Genomic DNA, 17,880 nt, shown 5'->3' on the forward strand with positions numbered 1-17,880 from the left:
GTCTGTCACCCTTGCTAGGTTACCGGTTTCCGTGCCCTGGCCTAGGGTGGGCACATGGATGTGATGTTCCTTCCGTTTTCCGACAAGGACGAGGGAGAGCTCGTACGTTTCCTCACTACCAACAGCTTTCCCTACCACCGGATCAAGGCGCCTTCCGAGGGGCTGGTGCGGCGCCTCCTGATCGAGGGACGGTTCGACAGCGACGGCGTGAGTACCTTCTGGGTGTTCGGCGACAACCACCGCATGGGCCTGGTCATCTTGGAGGAGTTGGGAACGAGTACCCCGGTGCTGGACCTGCGCCTGGTGGAGAAGTTCCGCGGCCGGGGCAACGGCGTACCGGTGCTGAAAGCCCTGACCGGCATGGTGTTCGACGACTATCCCGAAGCGCACCGCTTCGCGGGCCATACGAGCGAGGACAACATCGCCATGCGCAAGACCCTGCTGCGTTCAGGTTTCGTGAAGGAAGCGCATTACCGGGAGGACTGGCCGCTGGAAGACGGGCGCAGGGTGGCCACGGTGGTTTACGCCATCCTGCGCCGTGACTGGGAACAGGGCACGGTAACTTCCATCAACTGGGAAGAGCTGCTTTCGTAGCCGGCTGGCGCAGGGCGGCAAGCGCGGCTGCCCGGCCGGCGCGGGTAGCCCCCAGCGTGGAGGAGGACTCACCGTAGCCCACCAGCAGCAGGCGGGGCTCGCGCACCACGCGGACCCCGTCCATCCGGATCCCGCCGCCGGGTTCGCGCAGGTGCAGCGGCGCCAGATGCTCCAGGGCGGCACGAAAGCCGGTGGCCCAGAGGACAGTGTCCACGGCCTCGGCGGACCCGTCTGCGAAAACAACTCCGGAGGTGGTCAGGCGGCCGATCTGTCCGCGCGACACGAGCACCCCGTCCTCAATGCCCCGCCGGTATTCATCCGTCAGCGGCAGGCCCGTAGCGGAAACGACGCTCAGCGGCGGCAGGCCGGCACGGGTCCTGGCGCTGACTTTCGCTTCCACGGCCCGCCCCCACTCGGAGTCGAACGGGCGGAGGGTGAATTCCGGCGGCCGGCGGGTGGACCAGACGGTTTCCACACCGGCACGCTGCAGCTGCAGCAGGAACTGCACGGCGGAGGTGCCGCCGCCGACCACAAGGACCCGCTGCCCGGCAAAGTCAGCCACGCTGCGAAAGTCCCGGGTATGCAGCTGCCGCCCGCGGAAGGACTCCCGCCCGGGGTAATAGGGCCAATACGGCCGGTCCCACGTGCCCGTGGCGTTGATGACCGTGCGGGCCTGCCACTCGCGGCCATCCACGGCACGGACCGTGAGCCTGCCGCCGTCGCCCTCCGCCACCGCCGCCACGGAGACCGGCCGGACGACGTCGAGCCCGAACTCCTGCTCATAGCGTCCGTAGTACCTGGTGACGACGGCGGAAGCGGGTTCGGCGGGATCGGGCGAGCCCAGCGGCATCCCCGGGAGATCGTGCAGGGCGTGCGCCGCACCGAAGGTCAGCGAATCCCACCGGTGGCGCCAGGCCCCGCCCGGCCCGGGGTTCGCGTCCAGCACGGTGAAGCCGGCGCCGGGCTCCAGGCCGCGGCGGCGCAGGTGGTAAGCGGCGCTGAGCCCGGCCTGGCCGGCTCCGATCACGAGTATGTCCGTTTCCACCTGTGCACTCCTTCGTTCCTGAGAACCGTAACGGTCCGGGCATTGCGGCTATTCCGCCGAAGCCCTGCAGACGGGGGACAGGTGAGGCTAGGATGGAGAGCGTCGCGACTGGCGTTAGGTGGATTACCACCAGGAAGCGGCACGGCACCCCTGCGGGGGTGTCCTAACGACCACGGATCGCACGCCTGGGCCGCGGGTCACGCGCGAAACTGTTGTGCCATGCCCGGCCTATGCCCCGACAGGTAGCCTGACCTATAGAGAACCCCTTCCCAGGAGATCCCACGTGAGAGTATCCACCCAGTCCGTCACCAACGCGCCGCTTATCGATGTTGATCCCGAAATAGCAGCGGTCCTGAATGATGAATTGTCCCGCCAGCGCAGCACCCTCGAGATGATCGCCTCCGAGAACTTCGCCCCGCGCGCCGTCTTGGAAACCTCCGGCTCCGTCCTCACCAACAAGTACGCCGAGGGCTATCCCGGGCGCCGCTACTACGGCGGCTGCGAACATGTGGACGTGGCAGAGAACCTCGCCATCGAGCGGGTGAAGGCCCTGTTCGGTGCGGAGTTCGCCAACGTCCAGCCGCACTCCGGCGCGCAGGCCAATGCTGCCGCGCTCGCGGCCCTGATGGCGCCGGGCGAGAAACTGATGGGGCTGAACCTGGCCCACGGCGGGCACCTTACCCACGGCATGAAACTGAACTTCTCCGGCAAGCTGTACGACGTCGCGGCCTACGGGGTGGATGAGCAGACCTACCGGGTGGACATGGAGCGGGTCCGTGAACAGGCGCTGGCGGAACGCCCGCAGGTTATTGTCGCCGGCTGGTCCGCCTACCCGCGGCAGTTGGACTTCGAGGCCTTCCGATCCATTGCCGATGAAGTTGGTGCCTATCTCTGGACCGACATGGCGCATTTTGCCGGACTGGTGGCCGCGGGACTGCACCCCAACCCGGTGCCGGTGTCCGACGTCGTCACCTCCACCGTGCACAAGACCCTTGCCGGGCCGCGCTCGGGAATGATCCTGGCGAAAAAGGAATACGCGAAGAGGCTGAACTCCGCCGTTTTCCCCGGCCAGCAGGGCGGCCCGCTGATGCACGTGATCGCTGCGAAGGCCGTGGCCTTTAAGATCGCCGGCACCGAGGAGTTCCGGGAACGGCAGGAACGCGTGCTCGAGGGTGCGCGGATCATTGCCGACCGCCTGAACGCAGCGGATGTAGCCGAACACGGCGTTTCAGTGCTCACCGGCGGCACGGACGTCCACCTGATCCTGGTGGACCTGCGGCACTCCGCCCTGGACGGAAAGCAGGCCGAAGACCTGCTTGATTCCGTGGGCATCACGGTGAACCGCAACTCCGTACCCTTCGACCCGCGGCCGCCGATGGTCACGTCCGGCCTGCGGATCGGCACCCCGGCGCTCGCAACCCGCGGCTTCGGCGCCCCGGAATTCACCGAGGTTGCCGAGATCATTGCCGCCGCACTGAAACCCGCTCCCGACGTCGAGGTCCTGCGGGGCCGCGTACGGGCGCTGGCAGACAATTTCCCGCTTTACCCCGGACAGGAGGAATGGTAACCGTGGAGAAAGGAACCAATATGGAGGGCGCCGTGACCGGCGAGGACGCCAGCGTGAACCTCGGCTGGGACGTCAAGGAGAAGACCGATTTCGGCACTCCGGTTGCGGCGAAGATCCTCGACGGCCGTGCCGCCGCCCGGGAGATCAAGGAGGACCTGACCGAACGGGTGCGCGTGCTGAAGGAAGAGCACGGCGTCACTCCGGGGTTGGGAACGGTGCTGGTGGGTGATGACCCCGCCAGCCACTCCTACGTGGGCGGCAAGCATAAGGACTGCAAACAGGTGGGGATTAACTCCATCCGCCGGGACCTACCGGGCGACATCAGCCAGGCAGACCTGGAAAAGGTCATTGACGAGCTGAACGAGGACCCGGCCACCACCGGGTACATTGTGCAGCTGCCGCTGCCGGCGCACATCGATGCCAATGCCATCCTGGAGCGGATCGCCCCGGAGAAGGATGCGGACGGGCTGCACCCGGTCAACCTGGGCCGCCTGGTGCTCAACGTCAGCGAACCGATGACGTCGCCGCTGCCCTGCACGCCGCACGGGATCGTGCAGCTGCTGGTCCGCAACGGGATTTCATTGAACGGCAAGAAGGTCCTCGTGGTCGGACGCGGCGTCACCGTCGGGCGGCCGCTCGGCCTGCTGTTGACCCGCCGTCCGATCAATGCCACGGTCACGCTGGCGCACACCGGGACCGCGGACCTGTTCGAGCACCTGCAGGCAGCCGATGTGGTGGTTGCCGCGGCCGGCTTCCCGGAAATGATCCGGGCCGAGGAGCTCAAGCCCGGCGCGATCGTGCTGGACGTCGGCGTCACCCGGGTCACCGATCCGGAAACCGGGGAAACAACGCTGACCGGCGACGTCGAACCGGCAGCGGCCGACGTCGCCTCCTGGATCTCGCCCAACCCCGGCGGCGTGGGCCCGATGACCCGCGCCATGCTGCTGGCGAACGTGGTGGAAGCCGCCGAACGGCAGGCCGGAATCCTGGTCTAGGACCAAATCGGAGCAGTTGACGGGGCCGGTGCGCAGCGACATGCGCCGGCCCCGTCCTGCGTCCACTATGCTGTCTCAAGTGTCGCAGATCACATCAAGCAAAACCGTCCCCGAAACCCGCTCCGACTTTGTCATTTCCGCACGGAACCTGACCAAGTCCTACGGTGATTTCACCGCCGTCAACGGCATCTCCTTCAACGTCCCGCCGGGGGAGTCCTTCGGGCTGCTCGGGCCCAACGGCGCCGGGAAATCCACCACCATGAAGATGATCGGCGGCGTCTCCCAGCGCACCGCCGGAGACCTGAGCATTATGGGCCTGGATCCGAACCGGTACGGCCCCGAAGTCCGCGCCCACCTGGGCGTTGTGCCCCAGCAGGACAACCTGGACGAGGACCTGCGTGTGCGGGACAACCTCATAGCCTACGGCCGCTACTTCGGCCTGCCCAAGAGCTACCTGCAGCCCAAGGCAGACGAACTGCTGGAATTCGCGCAGCTCACGGACAAGGCCAAGGCCCGCGTGGAGTCCCTCTCCGGGGGAATGAAGCGGCGCCTGACCATTGCCCGGTCCCTGATCAATGACCCGAAGATCCTGCTGTTGGACGAGCCGACCACCGGACTGGATCCGCAGGCCCGGCACATCCTCTGGGACCGGTTGTTCCGGCTCAAGGAAGCCGGCGTCACGCTGATCCTCACCACCCACTACATGGACGAGGCGGAGCAGCTGTGCGACCGGCTGATCGTGGTGGACAAGGGGGCCATCATGGCCGAGGGTTCCCCGGCCGCCCTGATCCGCGAGTACTCCACCCGCGAGGTGGTGGAGCTGCGGTTCGGATCCGAGCGGAACACCACTGTGGCCGGCGAGCTTGAGGGAATCGGCGAGCGGCTGGAGACCCTCCCGGACCGGGTACTGATCTACGCAGACGACGGCGAAGCCGCGCTGGAAGCCGTCACGAGCCGGGGGCTGCGGCCCATCACGTCGCTGGTGCGCCGCTCCTCGCTGGAAGACGTGTTCCTCCGCCTGACGGGCAGGAGCCTCGTTGAGTAAGCCCGAAGCCGCCGACCCCGGCGTCCAGCGCCATGAGGTGCTCGGGCTGCGGTCGCCGCTGACCCCGCGCCAAACCGCCGCCAGGGCGCGGCGCTTCGGCTCCTTCTACTACGCAGACATGTGGGTCCGGCGGATGCGGGGCTACCAGGGGACCGTGCTGATGACCGCCATTGGCACGCCGCTGGTCTACCTGCTGGGCATGGGCACGGGCCTGGCAGTGCTGATCGACGGGAACTCGAATGCGGGTTTCCCGGGCGCCAACGGCTCGACGGTGTCCTACCTGATGTTCCTGGGACCGGCCCTCGTGGCAACCGCCGCCCTGATGGTCTCCAGCGAGGAAAACACCTACACCGTCATGGGCGGGTTCAAATGGCACCGCACCTACTACGGACCCAATGCCTCCCCGCTCTCCAGCGGGCAGATTGCCGTCGGACATGTCCTGGGACTGACCGTCCGCATCCTGCTGACCACAGGCATCTACTACCTGTTCCTGGTGCTCTTCGGTGCGGTTGCGCAGCCCGCAACCGGCTGGCTGATGATCTTCACCGCGCTGCTGGCCGGACTGGCCTTCGGGATGCCGCTGATGGCCTTCAGCGCCACCCTGAAAGAGGACAAGGGGCAGTTCGCCTTGGTCCAGCGGTTCATCGTGATGCCGTTGTTCCTGTTCTCCGGCACCTTCTTTCCGCTGGAGTCGCTGCCGCTGGCCGTCCGCTGGATCGGCTGGATCTCACCGCTCTGGCATTCCACTGAACTGGGCCGGGTGCTCAGCTACGGGCACCCGGAACCGGCAGCCATGACCGTAGTCCACGTGGTGTACCTGCTGGTCCTAACCCTCGGCGGGCTGCAGCTGGCCCGGCGGAACTTCACGAGGAGGCTCGACGGATGAGCATCGAAAACCGCACGGCGCCCACGATGCTTGTACCGCAGGACCGGTTCCTCGGCTCGCTGTACGGGCGGAACATCCGTGCCGTGATTGCCCGCGGGCTCAAGGCCACGTGGGGCACCAACTGGAGCATCATGGTCAGCGGGTTCGTCGAACCGGTGCTGTACCTGGTAGCCATGGGCATCGGCCTGGGTGCCCTGGTGGGGGCGGTCACCGGCCCGGGCGGGCAGGAAATGGAGTATGCCAACTTCATTGCACCGGCGCTGCTGGCAGTCTCCGCGATGAACGGCGCGGTGTATGACTCCACCATGAACGTGTTCTTCAAGCTCAACTACGCCCGCCTCTATGAGGGCATGCTCTCGACGCCGCTGGGTCCGCTGGACGTCGCGATGGGGGAGATCTTCCTGGCCCTGCTCCGCGGTGCCCTCTACGCCACCGGCTTTACCGCCGTGATGGGCGCCATGGGACTGATCACCTCGCCCTGGGCGCTGCTGATGATTCCGGCAGCCGTGGTGATCGCGTTCGGCTTCGCCTCCTTCGGGATGGCCGTGACCAGTTACATGAAGACGTTCCAGCAAATGGACTGGATCCAAATGCTCATGCTGCCCATGTTCCTGCTCTCTGCCACCTTCTACCCGCTGAGCGTCTACCCCGAGGCGGTGCAGTCCGTGATCCAGGCGCTGCCGCTCTGGCACGGCGTGGAACTGCTCCGGCAGATCAGCGTCGGCATCTTCAGCTGGGGGACGGCAGGGCACTTGCTCTACTTCGTGGTGATGATTGTGCTGGGCCTGACCCTTACCACTCATAGGCTCCGGGCGCTGTTCCTGAAATAACTGCCGGTCAGCCGGCCAGCTGCTCATACTTGCGGGCGAAGATTCCGGCCAGGCGGTCGTTGAACAGCACGAACTCCGCGCGCTTCAACGTCCCCGGGGTGTGGTCCAGGAGCTCCTGCAGCCCGATCCCGGCCACGGTCTCCGGGTCCCAGCCGTAAATGCCGGCGCTGACGGCGGGAAAGGAAATGCTCTCGGCGCCCAGGTCCTCGGCCGCGGCCAGGGCAGTGCGGAAACATGACCTCAGCAGCTCCGGGTCCGTTTCCCCTGCCCCGGCGTTGGGTCCCACGGTGTGCACCACCCACCGGGCCGGCAGGTTGAACGCCTCGGTAGCGACGGACCGGCCGGTGGGCAGTCCCTGCGGCAGTGATGTTTTCCGCAGCTCCCGGCAGGCTGCCAGGAGCTGCGGGCCTGCCGCGCGGTGGATGGCGCCGTCCACCCCGCCGCCGCCCAGCAGCGATGAGTTGGCGGCATTGACGACGACGTCGGTATCCCGGGTGGTGATGTCACCGGTGGCGATCGTGATCTGCATCGAGCCAGTCTGCCACTGCAGCTGCCCCGTTTTCCACCGCCGGGGGGAGGCAGGCACCAGCGCAGAGCGAACGCGGCACCGGGCACCTGTCCGAGTTTGAGAGAATAAAACCATGCAGTCGATCCGAAACGGCCAGATGCCGTCGTCCTCGTCCTCGCCCGGCCGCGGCATTAGCCGCAAGATGGGCTCTACGGGCATCGTCGTGATGCTCATTGTCTTCCTGGTGGCAGTGGTTTTCGCCGCCAACCAGAATGACGTCATCGGTTGGATAGTGGTTATTGTGTCCCTCGGCTGGCTGTTCCTCGCTACGTTCGTTGTGTTCTCCGTTCGGAGTGCCACGCGCAAGGCCACCGCAAAGCTCGCCGAAGCCACTGCCGGCCTTGCTCCCCGGGGCGGCGTCCAGATTGTCGACGAAAGCACTACTGTGCGCGACCAGAAACTGGACCACAGCTTCAAGATCATCCAGGTCCAGGCGAATGTCATTGCCCAAAACCTGGACACTGACCGCGAAATGGTGGACCGCGCGCTGGAGACCATCGAGATCACGGCGCACAACGGCCGTGGCATGATCAAGAAGGACGACGGCGGGTCCGTCGAAGGCACCGTAGTCGACTAGTTCCCGCCTGCCGCTTCCGGAAGCGCCGCATCGACGCGGCGTGCCGGGGACGGCCGTTTCGGGATGAACAGCTACTGAGGAGTATGGTTATTCGCGTGAGTTCGGCATCAACAGGGACGGCATCAACAGGGACTGTGGACAGTTCCGGGGAAACGCTGCGCATTGCGTCCGTGAACGTCAACGGCATCCGCGCCGCCTACAAGCGGGGCATGGCCGATTGGCTGGCAGGACGCGATGTGGACATCCTGTGCCTGCAGGAGGTGCGCGCCCCCGACGCGATCCTGAAGGACCTGCTCGGTGATACCTGGCACGTCCAGCACGCCGAATGCCTCGATGCAAAGGGCCGTGCCGGTGTTGCCATCGCCTCCCGCACGGAGCCCGTGGCCGTCCGGGAACACATCGGCGACGAGTACTTCGCACGTTCGGGCCGCTGGGTGGAGGCGGACTTCAAGGTTGCCGTCGCGGGAGAAGAGAAGATCCTCACCGTCGTCAGCGCCTACGTCCATTCCGGCGAGGTGGATACGCCCAAGCAGGTGGACAAGTACCGCTTCCTCGACACGATGGCCGCCCGGCTTCCGGCCCTGGCACAGACGAGCGACTTCGTGCTGGTGGTGGGGGACCTGAATGTGGGACACACGCCCCTGGACATCAAGAACTGGAAGGGCAACGTCAAGCGCGCAGGTTTCCTGCCCGAGGAACGTGCCTACTTTGACCGCTTCTTCGGCGAAGAGATCGGTTACACCGACGTCCACCGGTCCCTGGCCGGCGAGGTCAACGGACCCTACACCTGGTGGAGCTGGCGCGGACAGGCGTTCGACAATGACTCCGGTTGGCGGATCGATTACCACATGGCCACGCCGGAGCTGGCGGCACGCGCCGTCACCGCCGTCGTCGACCGTGCCCCCACGTACGACTCGCGCTTCTCAGACCACGCTCCAGTAGTGATCGACTACCAGTTCTAAGGGTTTCCTCCATGACATCTGAGTCTTCCAGCAGCCGCCGGCGCATCCTCTCGGGGATGCAGCCGTCCGCGGATTCCCTGCATCTGGGCAACTACCTCGGCGCCTTGGTGAACTGGGTACGGCTCCAGGACGAATACGACGCCTACTTCTTCATCCCGGACCTGCACGCCATCACGGTGCCCCAGGATCCCGCGGACCTGCGCAAGCGCACCCGCGTCACCGCTGCCCAGTACATCGCGGGCGGCGTCGACGTCGACAAGGCCACCCTGTTCGTACAGTCCCAGGTGCCCGAGCACGCCCAGCTGGCCTGGGTGCTGAACTGCCTCACCGGATTCGGCGAGGCCTCCCGCATGACGCAGTTCAAGGACAAGCAGCAGCGCTTCGGCTCGGATTCGGCCAGCGTCGGATTGTTCACCTACCCGATCCTGCAGGTGGCCGACATCCTGCTCTACCAGCCGCACGGCGTGCCCGTGGGCGAAGACCAGCGGCAGCACGTGGAGCTGAGCCGGGACCTCGCCAAGCGGTTCAATACCCGGTTCGGCGAGACCTTCGTGGTGCCCGAGGTCTTTATCCAAAAAGAAGCAGCAAAGATCTACGACCTGCAGAACCCTTCGGCGAAGATGTCCAAGTCCGCCGCATCGCCGGCAGGCCTGATCAACCTCCTCGATGAGGACAAGGTCATAGCCAAGCGGATCAAATCGGCCGTGACCGACGACGGCAGCGAGATCCGCTTCGACCGGGACGCCAAGCCCGGGGTTTCGAACCTGCTGTCCATCTACTCCCTGATCAGCGGACGCAGCGTCGAAACACTGGAGAAGGAGTACGAGGGGAAGATGTACGGACACCTGAAGGTGGACCTCGCGGAGGTCGTCACCGAACACATCCGGCCCATCCGTGAACGTGCCCTGCACCTGCTGGACGATCCGGCCGAGCTGGACCGCCTGCTCGCAGTGGGTGCCGCCAAGGCGCGGGAATCGGCTTCGGCGACCCTCGCGGACGTGTACAACAAGGTCGGCTTCCTGCCGCTGGGCAGCGTTACCGCGTAATCCCATGAGAATCTCCGAATCCTACGACCAGGCCATGGCAGCAGGCAGCATGAACGGCAGCCACGCTCCTCAATGCGATGCGCGCTGCGTGGGGATCGTGATTGCGGTTCCGGAGCCGATGGCGAGCGAGCTGAAGGCGGCACGGGCATCCTTCGGGGATCCCATGGCGGCACTGATCCCTGCCCACATCACCTTGGTCACGACGACGGAAACGGATGACTGGGAAGCGACGTTGCGGCATGTGCGCAAGGTCGCCGCGGCGCAGGAACCGTTCCGGGTGACGCTGGAGGGGACCGCCACCTTCCGGCCGGTTTCGCCGGTGGTCTTCCTGAACGTCGAGGAGGGCTTTGACGAGTGCACGGCGCTGCATAAGGAGCTCCAGAGCGGCCCGCTGGCCCGGGACCTGGCCTTCCCGTTCCACCCGCACGTTACGGTGGCGCACGATGTCAGCGAGCAGAGCATGGACGAAGCCGTCCGCCGGCTGGACCGCTATTCCGCAGGTTTTACGGTGGATTGCGTTGGCCTTTACGAGCACGATGCCACCGGCCTGTGGAAGCTGCAGGAGCACGTCCGGCTCGGATCCGGGAAACAGCCGGACTAGGACTCCCTGCCCAGATCAAGATAGGTGCCGGCCCACGCGGCGATGATTGCCGCTGCACGCGCTGTCTGGGCCCGGTCCACCATCAGATGGTCGCTGCCTTCCAGCGAAATGAAATTCCGGGGATGCCGTGCCGTCCGGAAGATCTCGCTCGCGTTGTCGATGCCCACGGTGTTGTCGGTGGGGGAGTGCATCACCAGCAGGGGCAGGTGCAGCTCCTTGATGCTGTCCGTGAGGTCATGGCCGCGCAGGTCCTCAATCAGGTGGCGGCGGATTTCCAGTTCCCCGCCGCCCAGATCCACGGCTGCCGAACCCTCTTCGTGGATCCGGTCCAGCTCCGATTCAAAGAGGTGGACTACATGTGAGGGACGGAAGGGCGCGGCAATGGTGGCGACGGCGTCCAGTCCGGGAACCCGTGAAGCGGCCGCCAGGACGGCCGCGCCGCCGAGCGAATGTCCGACCAGCAGGGAGACCGGGCGGCCGGTATCCGCCATGAAGCCGCAGGCACTGAGCACATCTGCCACCTTGGTGCTGAAGCTGCCGTCTTCCCACCTGCCGGTGGAGCTGCCCAGCCCCGCGGCGTCGTAGCGGAGCACCCCGATGCCGTGGCCGGCCAGGGCCTTGGAAATCCGGGAGGCCGCGGCGCTGTTCTTTCCCAGCGTGAAGCCGTGGCAAAAGACCGCCCAGGCGCGGGCACCGCCGTCGGGGACATCGAGGGTTCCGGAGAGCGTGGTCCCGTTGACGCCGGAAAAGGACACAGATTCAAACGAAGGCATGGAGCAACTCTATCGAGTACGCAAAAGGCGCCGGTAAGCGGGGAAATCCGCTTACCGGCGCCTTGCGCAGGGAAGTACTTAGAGGGAACGGGCCAGGATGGCCTGCTTGACCTCTGAAATGGCCTTGGTGACCTGGATGCCGCGGGGGCATGCTTCCGAGCAGTTGAAGGTGGTGCGGCAGCGCCACACGCCTTCCTTGTCGTTCAGGATCTCCAGGCGCATATCTCCGGCGTCGTCACGCGAATCGAAGATGAAGCGGTGCGCGTTCACGATTGCCGCCGGGCCGAAGTACTGGCCGTCGGTCCAGAAGACGGGGCAGGAGGACGTGCACGCGGCGCAGAGGATGCACTTGGTGGTGTCGTCGAAGCGCTCACGGTCCTCGGCGGACTGCAGGCGTTCCTTCGTGGGCTCGTGGCCCTTGGTCACCAGGAACGGCATGATCTCGCGGTAGGACTGGAAGAACGGCTCCATGTCCACGATCAGGTCCTTTTCCACCGGCAGGCCCTTGATGGGCTCGACGAGGATGGGCTTGGACGTGTCCAGGTCCTTCAGCAGGGTCTTGCAGGCCAGGCGGTTGCGGCCGTTGATGCGCATGGCATCGGAGCCGCAGACACCGTGGGCGCAGGAACGGCGGAACGAAACCGAGCCGTCGTGCTCCCACTTGACCTTGTGCAGTGCGTCCAGCACGCGGTCCGTGCCGTACATGGTCAGCTTCCACTCATCCCAGTAGGCTTCGTCGGAAACCTCGGGGTTGTAGCGGCGGACCTTCAGGGTGATCTCAAACGAGGGGATCTCTCCGCCGACTGACTCGGGGAGCTCTACCTTCGAGGCCGGCTCGGCGATTTCGGTTGTCATTAGTACTTCCTCACCATCGGCTCGTAGCGCGTGAAAATGACCGGCTTGGTGTCCAGCCGAATGCCGGCGGTGTGCTCGGCATTCTCGGCTTCGTCAACCTTGTAGGCCATGGAATGCTTCATGAAGTTCTCGTCGTCGCGCTCCGGGAAGTCCTCGCGGAAGTGTCCGCCGCGGGATTCGGTGCGGTGCAGGGCGGCAACGCTCATGACCTTCGCCAGTTCCAGGAGGAAGCCCAGCTCCACGGCCTCGAGGAGGTCGAGGTTGAAGCGCTTGCCCTTATCCTGGACGCTGATTTTCTGGTAACGCTCCTCGAAGGAAGCGATGTCCGTCAGGACCTGCTGGATGGTCTCCGCAGTGCGGAACACCTGCATGTTGGCATCCATGGTGTTCTGCAGGTCCCGGCGGATTTCGGAGACACGCTCGGTGCCTTCCGAATTGCGGACGTGGTCCAGCAGATTGACCGTGTCCAGTTCGGAGTTCTCCGGCAGGTCGACGAAATCGGCGGTCAGGGCGTATTCGGCAGCGTAGATGCCGGCCCGCTTGCCGAAGACGTTGATGTCCAGCAGCGAGTTGGTGCCCAGACGGTTGGAGCCGTGCACGGACACGCAGGCGACTTCGCCGGCCGCGTACAGCCCGGGGATCACCGTGTCGTTGTCCTGGAGTACCTCGGCCTTGATGTTGGTCGGAATGCCGCCCATCACGTAGTGAGCCGTCGGGAACACCGGCACCGGTTCGGTGTAGGGCTCCACACCGAGGTAGGTGCGGGCAAACTCGGTGATGTCCGGAAGCTTCGCGTCGATGTGCGCCGGTTCCAGGTGCGTCAGGTCCAGCAGGACGTAGTCCTTGTTCGGGCCGCAGCCGCGTCCTTCGCGTACCTCGTTGGCCATGGAACGGGCCACGATGTCGCGCGGCGCCAGGTCCTTGATGGTCGGGGCGTAGCGCTCCATGAAGCGCTCACCCTCGGAGTTGCGGAGGATGGCACCTTCGCCGCGGGCGGCCTCGGAGAGGAGGATGCCCAGTCCGGCCAGGCCGGTCGGGTGGAACTGGATGAACTCCATGTCCTCCAGGGGAATGCCCCGGCGGAAGGCGATGCCCATGCCGTCACCGGTGAGGGTGTGTGCGTTGGACGTGGTCTTGTAGACCTTGCCGGCGCCGCCGGAGGCGAACACGACGGACTTGGCCTGGAAGATGTGCAGCTCGCCGGTGGCGAGGTCATAGGAAATGACGCCCGCTACCCGCTTCTGGCCGTCGAGGTCGACGACGGTGATGAGGTCCAGGACGTAGTACTCGTTGTAGAACTCAACGTTGTGCTTGACGCAGTTTTGGTAGAGCGTCTGCAGGATCATGTGTCCCGTGCGGTCTGCGGCGTAGCACGCACGGCGTACCGGTGCCTTGCCGTGGTCACGGGTGTGCCCGCCGAAGCGGCGCTGGTCGATGCGTCCTTCGGGCGTGCGGTTGAACGGCAGGCCCATCTTTTCCAGGTCCAGCACGGCGTCAATGGCTTCCTTGGCCATGACCTCGGCTGCATCCTGGTCCACCAGGTAGTCACCGCCCTTGACGGTGTCGAAGGTGTGCCATTCCCAGTTGTCTTCTTCGACATTGGCCAGGGCCGCGCACATGCCGCCCTGTGCCGCACCGGTGTGGGAGCGGGTGGGGTACAGCTTGGTCAGTACCGCCGTACGTGCGCGCTGACCTGATTCGATGGCGGCACGCATACCGGCGCCGCCTGCGCCGACGATGACGACGTCGTACTTATGGACCTGCATAGCAGATGCTCTTTCTGTTGAAACTACTAGAAATTCGTGGGCGTACCCTGGTTGTCCTGCGCCGGCCTTAGCTGGCGCCGCAGAACTCCTGGAGCGTCTCAGCCGAGGCGCCTGCAAGGCAGGGGTCAAAGGTGAAGATCACCAGGGTGCCGAGCACGATGATCACGAAGGTCGCGACATAGAGGACAGTCTTGAGCCACATGCGCGTGGCCTTCTTGTCTGCGTAGTCGTTGATGATGACGCGGACGCCGTTGGTGCCGTGCAGCATAGCCAGCCACAGCATGACCAGGTCCCAGACCTGCCACAGCGGGCTCGCCCACTTGCCGGCAACGAAGCCGAAGTCGACGGCATGGATGCCGTCGCCCAGGACCAGGTTCATGAACAGGTGCGTGAAGATCAGGACAACAAGGATGACGCCGGAGACGCGCATGAACAGCCACGCAAGCATTTCAAAGTTGCCGCGGCCCGATGAATTGCGCGTGTAGCGCGGGGCGATGCGTCCTGAACGGGGTGCTTCGAGGGCGTGCGCTTCGTTAGTAGATGTGCTCATTGGTTATTAACCCCCGAAGACGTTGGGCAGGTGGCGAATAGAGAAGCCGATAACCGTAACGGCCCAAAGGGCAACAACGCCCCAGAGCATCTGGCGCTGGTACTTCGGCCCCTTCTTCCAGAAGTCGATCAGGACTACACGCAGGCCGTTGAAGGCATGGAACACAATGGCCGCAACGAGACCAAGCTCGCCGAGGCCCATAATCGGGTTCTTGTAGGATTCGATCACCACGTTGTAGGCCTCCGGCGAAACGCGCACCAAAGACGTATCCAGAACGTGGACCAAAAGGAAGAAGAAGATCGCCACGCCGGTGATACGGTGCACAACCCACGACCATTGGCCCTCACGGCCACGGTAGAGAGTGCCTGCTGGTAACTTCGACACTGAATTTTCCTCCCTGCATCGCAGCGGCGTTAGCGCGTGTTCCACGCAGTGATGACGCCGGTGCGACAGCGATATAAGCTCTACCATAATCTAGGCTTGCGTGACCGGGGTTTCAATTTAGGTTCGCCTATGGTGTGACGCTGATTACATTGAACCCGCAGCGCAAACGCTGTATCGGGGGTGGTTCCTGATGCTCGCCGACCGGCTGGGCTAATCTTGGCTGTGATGAGTAACGAAAAGCCACAAGCAGACACTGCGTCCGTTCTTGACCGTTTTTACGGGGTCATCCCGGCGGGCGGCGTCGGGACGCGACTTTGGCCCCTTTCCCGTGCGGCCGCACCCAAGTTCCTGCATGACCTGACAGGTTCGGGGTCCACCCTGATCCGGGCCACGTACGAGCGCCTCAGCCCGCTCAGCGGAGACCGCGTCATGGTGGTGACCGGGGCCGTGCACCGGCAGGCCGTGCGGCAGCAGCTGCCCGAAATCTCCAACAAGAACCTGGTCCTGGAACTCGAGCCGAAGGATTCGGCCGCAGCGATCGGCCTTGCAGCGGCGATCCTCTACAAGCGGGATCCGCAGATCATCATGGGATCCTTCGCCGCAGACCAGGTCATTGCCCCCGTGGAGGTCTTCCAGGCCGCCGTCCGGGAAGCCGTGCACACCGCGGCGCAGGGATATATCGTCACCATCGGCATCGAACCCACGCATCCGTCCACCGGATTCGGCTATATCCGTGCCGGCGAGCAGCTCCGGGTTGCCGGCGCACCGACCGCGCGCGCCGTGGTCGAGTTCGTGGAGAAACCGTCCGCGGACGTTGCGCAGACGTACCTGGACAGCGGCAGCTACAGCTGGAACGCCGGAATGTTCGTGGCCCCGGTGGACCTGATGCTCAAGCACCTGGAAGCCAATGAGCCGGTGCTCTACGCCGGCCTGATGGAAATCGCCGACGCCTGGGACACCACCCGCCGCCGCGAAGTGGTCCGTCGGGTCTGGCCCACGCTGCCAAAGATCGCCATTGACTATGCCGTCGCTGAACCGGCGGCCGCAGCAGGCGACGTCGCAATGATCCCAGGCGCCTTCAGCTGGGACGATGTAGGCGACTTCGCCGCGATCGGCCGCCTGAACCCCGCAGCGGAAAACAGCAACCTGACGGTGATGGGGGAGGGCGCCCGCGTCTACTCCGAAAACGCCTCCGGGATAGTCGTCTCCGATACCAAGCGTGTCATTGCGCTGATCGGGATCGAGGACATCGTCATCGTGGACACACCCGACGCCCTGCTGGTGACCACCAAGGAACACGCGCAGGAAGTCAAGAAAGCCGTGGAACACCTGAAGGCCAGCGGCGACACCGACGTCCTGTAGGCCGTCCGCGGAACACCGTCACGCAGCGTCGTTTCCGGCGTCGCACATTCCCGTTTTGGCTCCGGAATTGGCTAACCTTGAGGTTGTGCAGACTATCCCTTTGAGCAATTCGCCAATCCCCTCAATACAGGGGAGCGTGGCGCCGCTCCTGGGCGGGTTGATCGAGTTCCGTCGGGACCTGCACTCGCATCCCGAGCTCTCGCATAAGGAATTCCGCACTACCGACCGCATTGTCGAAGCCCTGGAGCATGCAGGCCTGACGCCGAAGCGACTCGACAACACGGGCGTTGTGGTGGACATCGGTGAGGGCCCCGTCCGCCTGGCGGTCCGGGCGGATATCGACGCCCTTCCCGTGCTGGAGGAGACCGGGCTGCCGTACGCCTCGGAGAACACCGGCATAGCCCATGCCTGCGGCCATGACATCCACACCACGGTGATGCTGGGCGTGGCCAAGGTGCTCGCAGGGTTCGACGCCGCCGGCCAGCTGGGCGGACGGGTGCGCGTTATCTTCCAGCCGGCCGAAGAAGTCATGCCGGGAGGCGCCCTCTCGGTGATCGAGCAGGGAGCCCTGGACGGTGTCCCGCGCGTCCTGGCCCTGCACTGCGACCCCCGGGTGGATGTGGGGCAGGTAGGCACCCGTATCGGCGCGATTACCTCGGCGTCAGACACCATCCGGATCGAACTCAGCGGCCGCGGCGGGCATACCTCCCGCCCGCACCTGACGGAGGACCTGGTCTTCGCGCTGGCCGAGATTGCCGTCAGTGTTCCGGCCGTGCTCTCCCGCCGCATCGACGTGCGCAGCGGTGTTTCCGTGGTGTGGGGGCAGATGCACGCAGGTTCCGCACCCAACGCCATTCCCGGACACGGATTCATGGCCGGCACCATGCGCTGCCTCGACGCCGAGGCCTGGCATGCCGCCGGAGAGCTGCTGGACAAGGTGGTTCGGGAAATCGCGGCGCCGTTCGGCGTCGACGTGCATCTGGAACACATCCGGGGCGTTCCCCCGGTTATCAACGCCGACGCCGAGATCAGCCTGATCGAAGCGGCGGCCCGCGCCGAACTGGGCGAAGACGCCGTCGTGCTGGCCCCGCAGTCGATGGGCGGGGAGGACTTTGCCTGGATGACGCAGGCGGTTCCGGGCGCCCTGATGCGGCTTGGCACACGTTCGCCGGGCGGGGAAACCTTCGATCTGCACCGCGGAGACTACAACCCGGATGAACGGGCTATCAGCTGCGGCGTAAGCGTGATGGCGGCGGCCGCCCTCCGCGCCGCCCGGGGCCTGCGGCACTGAATCAGCGGCGCCCGTCCGGACCTGCGGGCCCGCGTAACTTGGCGACACAATAGCGGCTGCCGCTGCGCATGTGAACGGGGCGGGACCATATCAGCCCGGTTCAGGCCGGAAGTGCCCGTTTGATAACAACATGTAAACAATGTTCCACCAGCACCGGATTTGGACTTGGTGTTGCCTCCGACA

19 protein-coding genes are annotated in these 17,880 nt (G+C 65.2%); 12 read left to right on the forward strand and 7 right to left on the reverse strand.

Features of this window, described 5'->3' with window-relative positions; translation table 11 throughout:
* Positions 1-54: 54 nt before the first annotated feature.
* Positions 55-594, forward strand: coding sequence for a GNAT family N-acetyltransferase (locus tag N2L00_RS03950; RefSeq protein ID WP_255863489.1), 540 nt, complete (start codon positions 55-57; stop codon positions 592-594).
* Here N2L00_RS03950 and N2L00_RS03955 read toward each other — a convergent pair.
* Complete coding sequence (locus N2L00_RS03955; protein WP_255863488.1) at positions 569-1,639, reverse strand: FAD-dependent oxidoreductase; 1,071 nt, start codon at positions 1,637-1,639, stop codon at positions 569-571. The two genes, N2L00_RS03950 and N2L00_RS03955, sit on opposite strands and share 26 nt — an antisense overlap.
* 283 nt (positions 1,640-1,922) lie before the next feature.
* On the opposite strand from N2L00_RS03955, the gene glyA reads away from it, so the two are divergent.
* The 5 genes from glyA to N2L00_RS03980 all read left to right on the forward strand — a co-directional run bounded on the left by glyA (position 1,923) and on the right by N2L00_RS03980 (position 6,962).
* Positions 1,923-3,206, forward strand: coding sequence for a serine hydroxymethyltransferase (gene glyA, locus N2L00_RS03960; RefSeq protein WP_255766934.1), 1,284 nt, complete (start codon positions 1,923-1,925; stop codon positions 3,204-3,206).
* Between the two features lie 2 nt (positions 3,207-3,208).
* Positions 3,209-4,201: a bifunctional methylenetetrahydrofolate dehydrogenase/methenyltetrahydrofolate cyclohydrolase gene (locus tag N2L00_RS03965; RefSeq protein WP_255766935.1), complete on the forward strand. Its 993-nt coding sequence runs from the start codon at positions 3,209-3,211 to the stop codon at positions 4,199-4,201.
* A 67-nt stretch (positions 4,202-4,268) separates the two neighbouring features.
* A complete protein-coding gene (locus N2L00_RS03970; RefSeq protein WP_255863486.1) occupies positions 4,269-5,246 on the forward strand; it encodes an ABC transporter ATP-binding protein in 978 nt (325 codons plus the stop codon).
* A complete protein-coding gene (locus N2L00_RS03975; RefSeq protein WP_255863485.1) occupies positions 5,239-6,132 on the forward strand; it encodes an ABC transporter permease in 894 nt (297 codons plus the stop codon). Before N2L00_RS03970 ends, N2L00_RS03975 begins: the two co-directional genes overlap by 8 nt.
* The gene (locus tag N2L00_RS03980) at positions 6,129-6,962 is read left to right on the forward strand and encodes an ABC transporter permease (RefSeq protein ID WP_255766938.1); all 834 of its coding nucleotides are present in this window, start codon (positions 6,129-6,131) and stop codon (positions 6,960-6,962) included. Before N2L00_RS03975 ends, N2L00_RS03980 begins: the two co-directional genes overlap by 4 nt.
* Before the next feature lie 7 nt (positions 6,963-6,969).
* Here N2L00_RS03980 and N2L00_RS03985 read toward each other — a convergent pair whose 3' ends face one another.
* Entirely contained in the window at positions 6,970-7,491 is a 522-nt protein-coding gene (locus N2L00_RS03985; RefSeq protein WP_255766939.1) for an O-acetyl-ADP-ribose deacetylase, read from the reverse strand.
* Positions 7,492-7,603: 112 nt separating this feature from the next.
* Between N2L00_RS03985 and N2L00_RS03990 the strand changes: the two genes are divergently transcribed.
* From N2L00_RS03990 to N2L00_RS04005, 4 genes are all read left to right on the forward strand, one after another.
* Positions 7,604-8,107 (forward strand): hypothetical protein, encoded by a 504-nt coding sequence (locus tag N2L00_RS03990; protein WP_255863484.1) that lies wholly within the window; start codon positions 7,604-7,606, stop codon positions 8,105-8,107.
* A gap of 95 nt (positions 8,108-8,202) precedes the next feature.
* Entirely contained in the window at positions 8,203-9,069 is an 867-nt protein-coding gene (locus N2L00_RS03995; protein WP_255863483.1) for an exodeoxyribonuclease III, read from the forward strand.
* Between the two features lie 11 nt (positions 9,070-9,080).
* Positions 9,081-10,115 carry a tryptophan--tRNA ligase gene (gene trpS / locus N2L00_RS04000; protein WP_255863482.1) on the forward strand — a complete coding sequence of 345 codons (1,035 nt, stop codon included), beginning with the start codon at positions 9,081-9,083 and terminating at the stop codon, positions 10,113-10,115.
* A gap of 4 nt (positions 10,116-10,119) precedes the next feature.
* On the forward strand, positions 10,120-10,716 hold the full coding sequence (locus N2L00_RS04005) for a 2'-5' RNA ligase family protein (protein ID WP_370647058.1): 597 nt from the start codon (positions 10,120-10,122) through the stop codon (positions 10,714-10,716).
* Here the strand turns inward: N2L00_RS04005 and N2L00_RS04010 are convergent.
* The 5 genes from N2L00_RS04010 to sdhC all read right to left on the reverse strand — a co-directional run bounded on the left by N2L00_RS04010 (position 10,713) and on the right by sdhC (position 15,044).
* Positions 10,713-11,489, reverse strand: a complete 777-nt coding sequence (locus N2L00_RS04010; RefSeq protein WP_255863481.1) for a S9 family peptidase — start codon at positions 11,487-11,489, stop codon at positions 10,713-10,715. The two genes, N2L00_RS04005 and N2L00_RS04010, sit on opposite strands and share 4 nt — an antisense overlap.
* A gap of 78 nt (positions 11,490-11,567) precedes the next feature.
* Complete coding sequence (locus N2L00_RS04015; RefSeq protein ID WP_146363732.1) at positions 11,568-12,344, reverse strand: succinate dehydrogenase iron-sulfur subunit; 777 nt, start codon at positions 12,342-12,344, stop codon at positions 11,568-11,570.
* On the reverse strand, positions 12,344-14,110 hold the full coding sequence (gene sdhA / locus N2L00_RS04020; protein ID WP_255766945.1) for a succinate dehydrogenase flavoprotein subunit: 1,767 nt from the start codon (positions 14,108-14,110) through the stop codon (positions 12,344-12,346). Before sdhA ends, N2L00_RS04015 begins: the two co-directional genes overlap by 1 nt.
* 67 nt (positions 14,111-14,177) lie before the next feature.
* Complete coding sequence (locus tag N2L00_RS04025) at positions 14,178-14,660, reverse strand: succinate dehydrogenase hydrophobic membrane anchor subunit (RefSeq protein ID WP_227924224.1); 483 nt, start codon at positions 14,658-14,660, stop codon at positions 14,178-14,180.
* A gap of 6 nt (positions 14,661-14,666) precedes the next feature.
* On the reverse strand, positions 14,667-15,044 hold the full coding sequence (gene sdhC / locus N2L00_RS04030) for a succinate dehydrogenase, cytochrome b556 subunit (protein ID WP_146363726.1): 378 nt from the start codon (positions 15,042-15,044) through the stop codon (positions 14,667-14,669).
* Positions 15,045-15,269: 225 nt separating this feature from the next.
* Here sdhC and N2L00_RS04035 point away from each other — a divergent pair, with 225 nt between their 5' ends.
* A complete protein-coding gene (locus N2L00_RS04035) occupies positions 15,270-16,406 on the forward strand; it encodes a mannose-1-phosphate guanylyltransferase (RefSeq protein WP_255766946.1) in 1,137 nt (378 codons plus the stop codon).
* Between the two features lie 100 nt (positions 16,407-16,506).
* Positions 16,507-17,697 carry an amidohydrolase gene (locus tag N2L00_RS04040; RefSeq protein WP_255766947.1) on the forward strand — a complete coding sequence of 397 codons (1,191 nt, stop codon included), beginning with the start codon at positions 16,507-16,509 and terminating at the stop codon, positions 17,695-17,697.
* Positions 17,698-17,880 lie beyond the last annotated feature (183 nt).

Source organism: Arthrobacter sp. zg-Y1171 (genome assembly GCF_025244845.1).
Classification (GTDB): domain Bacteria; phylum Actinomycetota; class Actinomycetes; order Actinomycetales; family Micrococcaceae; genus Arthrobacter_B.

What these genes read in the sequence shown, in the direction of transcription:
- N2L00_RS03950 (WP_255863489.1), top strand. Translation starts at nt 55, where the DNA reads ATGGATGTGATGTTCCTTCCGTTTTCCGACAAGGACGAGGGAGAGCTC.
- N2L00_RS03970 (WP_255863486.1), top strand. Translation starts at nt 4,269, where the DNA reads ATGCTGTCTCAAGTGTCGCAGATCACATCAAGCAAAACCGTCCCCGAA.
- N2L00_RS03980 (WP_255766938.1), top strand. Translation starts at nt 6,129, where the DNA reads ATGAGCATCGAAAACCGCACGGCGCCCACGATGCTTGTACCGCAGGAC.
- N2L00_RS03985 (WP_255766939.1), bottom strand. Translation starts at nt 7,491, where the DNA reads ATGCAGATCACGATCGCCACCGGTGACATCACCACCCGGGATACCGAC.
- N2L00_RS03990 (WP_255863484.1), top strand. Translation starts at nt 7,604, where the DNA reads ATGCAGTCGATCCGAAACGGCCAGATGCCGTCGTCCTCGTCCTCGCCC.
- trpS (WP_255863482.1), top strand. Translation starts at nt 9,081, where the DNA reads ATGACATCTGAGTCTTCCAGCAGCCGCCGGCGCATCCTCTCGGGGATG.
- N2L00_RS04005 (WP_370647058.1), top strand. Translation starts at nt 10,120, where the DNA reads ATGAGAATCTCCGAATCCTACGACCAGGCCATGGCAGCAGGCAGCATG.
- N2L00_RS04010 (WP_255863481.1), bottom strand. Translation starts at nt 11,489, where the DNA reads ATGCCTTCGTTTGAATCTGTGTCCTTTTCCGGCGTCAACGGGACCACG.
- N2L00_RS04015 (WP_146363732.1), bottom strand. Translation starts at nt 12,344, where the DNA reads ATGACAACCGAAATCGCCGAGCCGGCCTCGAAGGTAGAGCTCCCCGAG.
- sdhA (WP_255766945.1), bottom strand. Translation starts at nt 14,110, where the DNA reads ATGCAGGTCCATAAGTACGACGTCGTCATCGTCGGCGCAGGCGGCGCC.
- N2L00_RS04025 (WP_227924224.1), bottom strand. Translation starts at nt 14,660, where the DNA reads ATGAGCACATCTACTAACGAAGCGCACGCCCTCGAAGCACCCCGTTCA.
- N2L00_RS04035 (WP_255766946.1), top strand. Translation starts at nt 15,270, where the DNA reads ATGAGTAACGAAAAGCCACAAGCAGACACTGCGTCCGTTCTTGACCGT.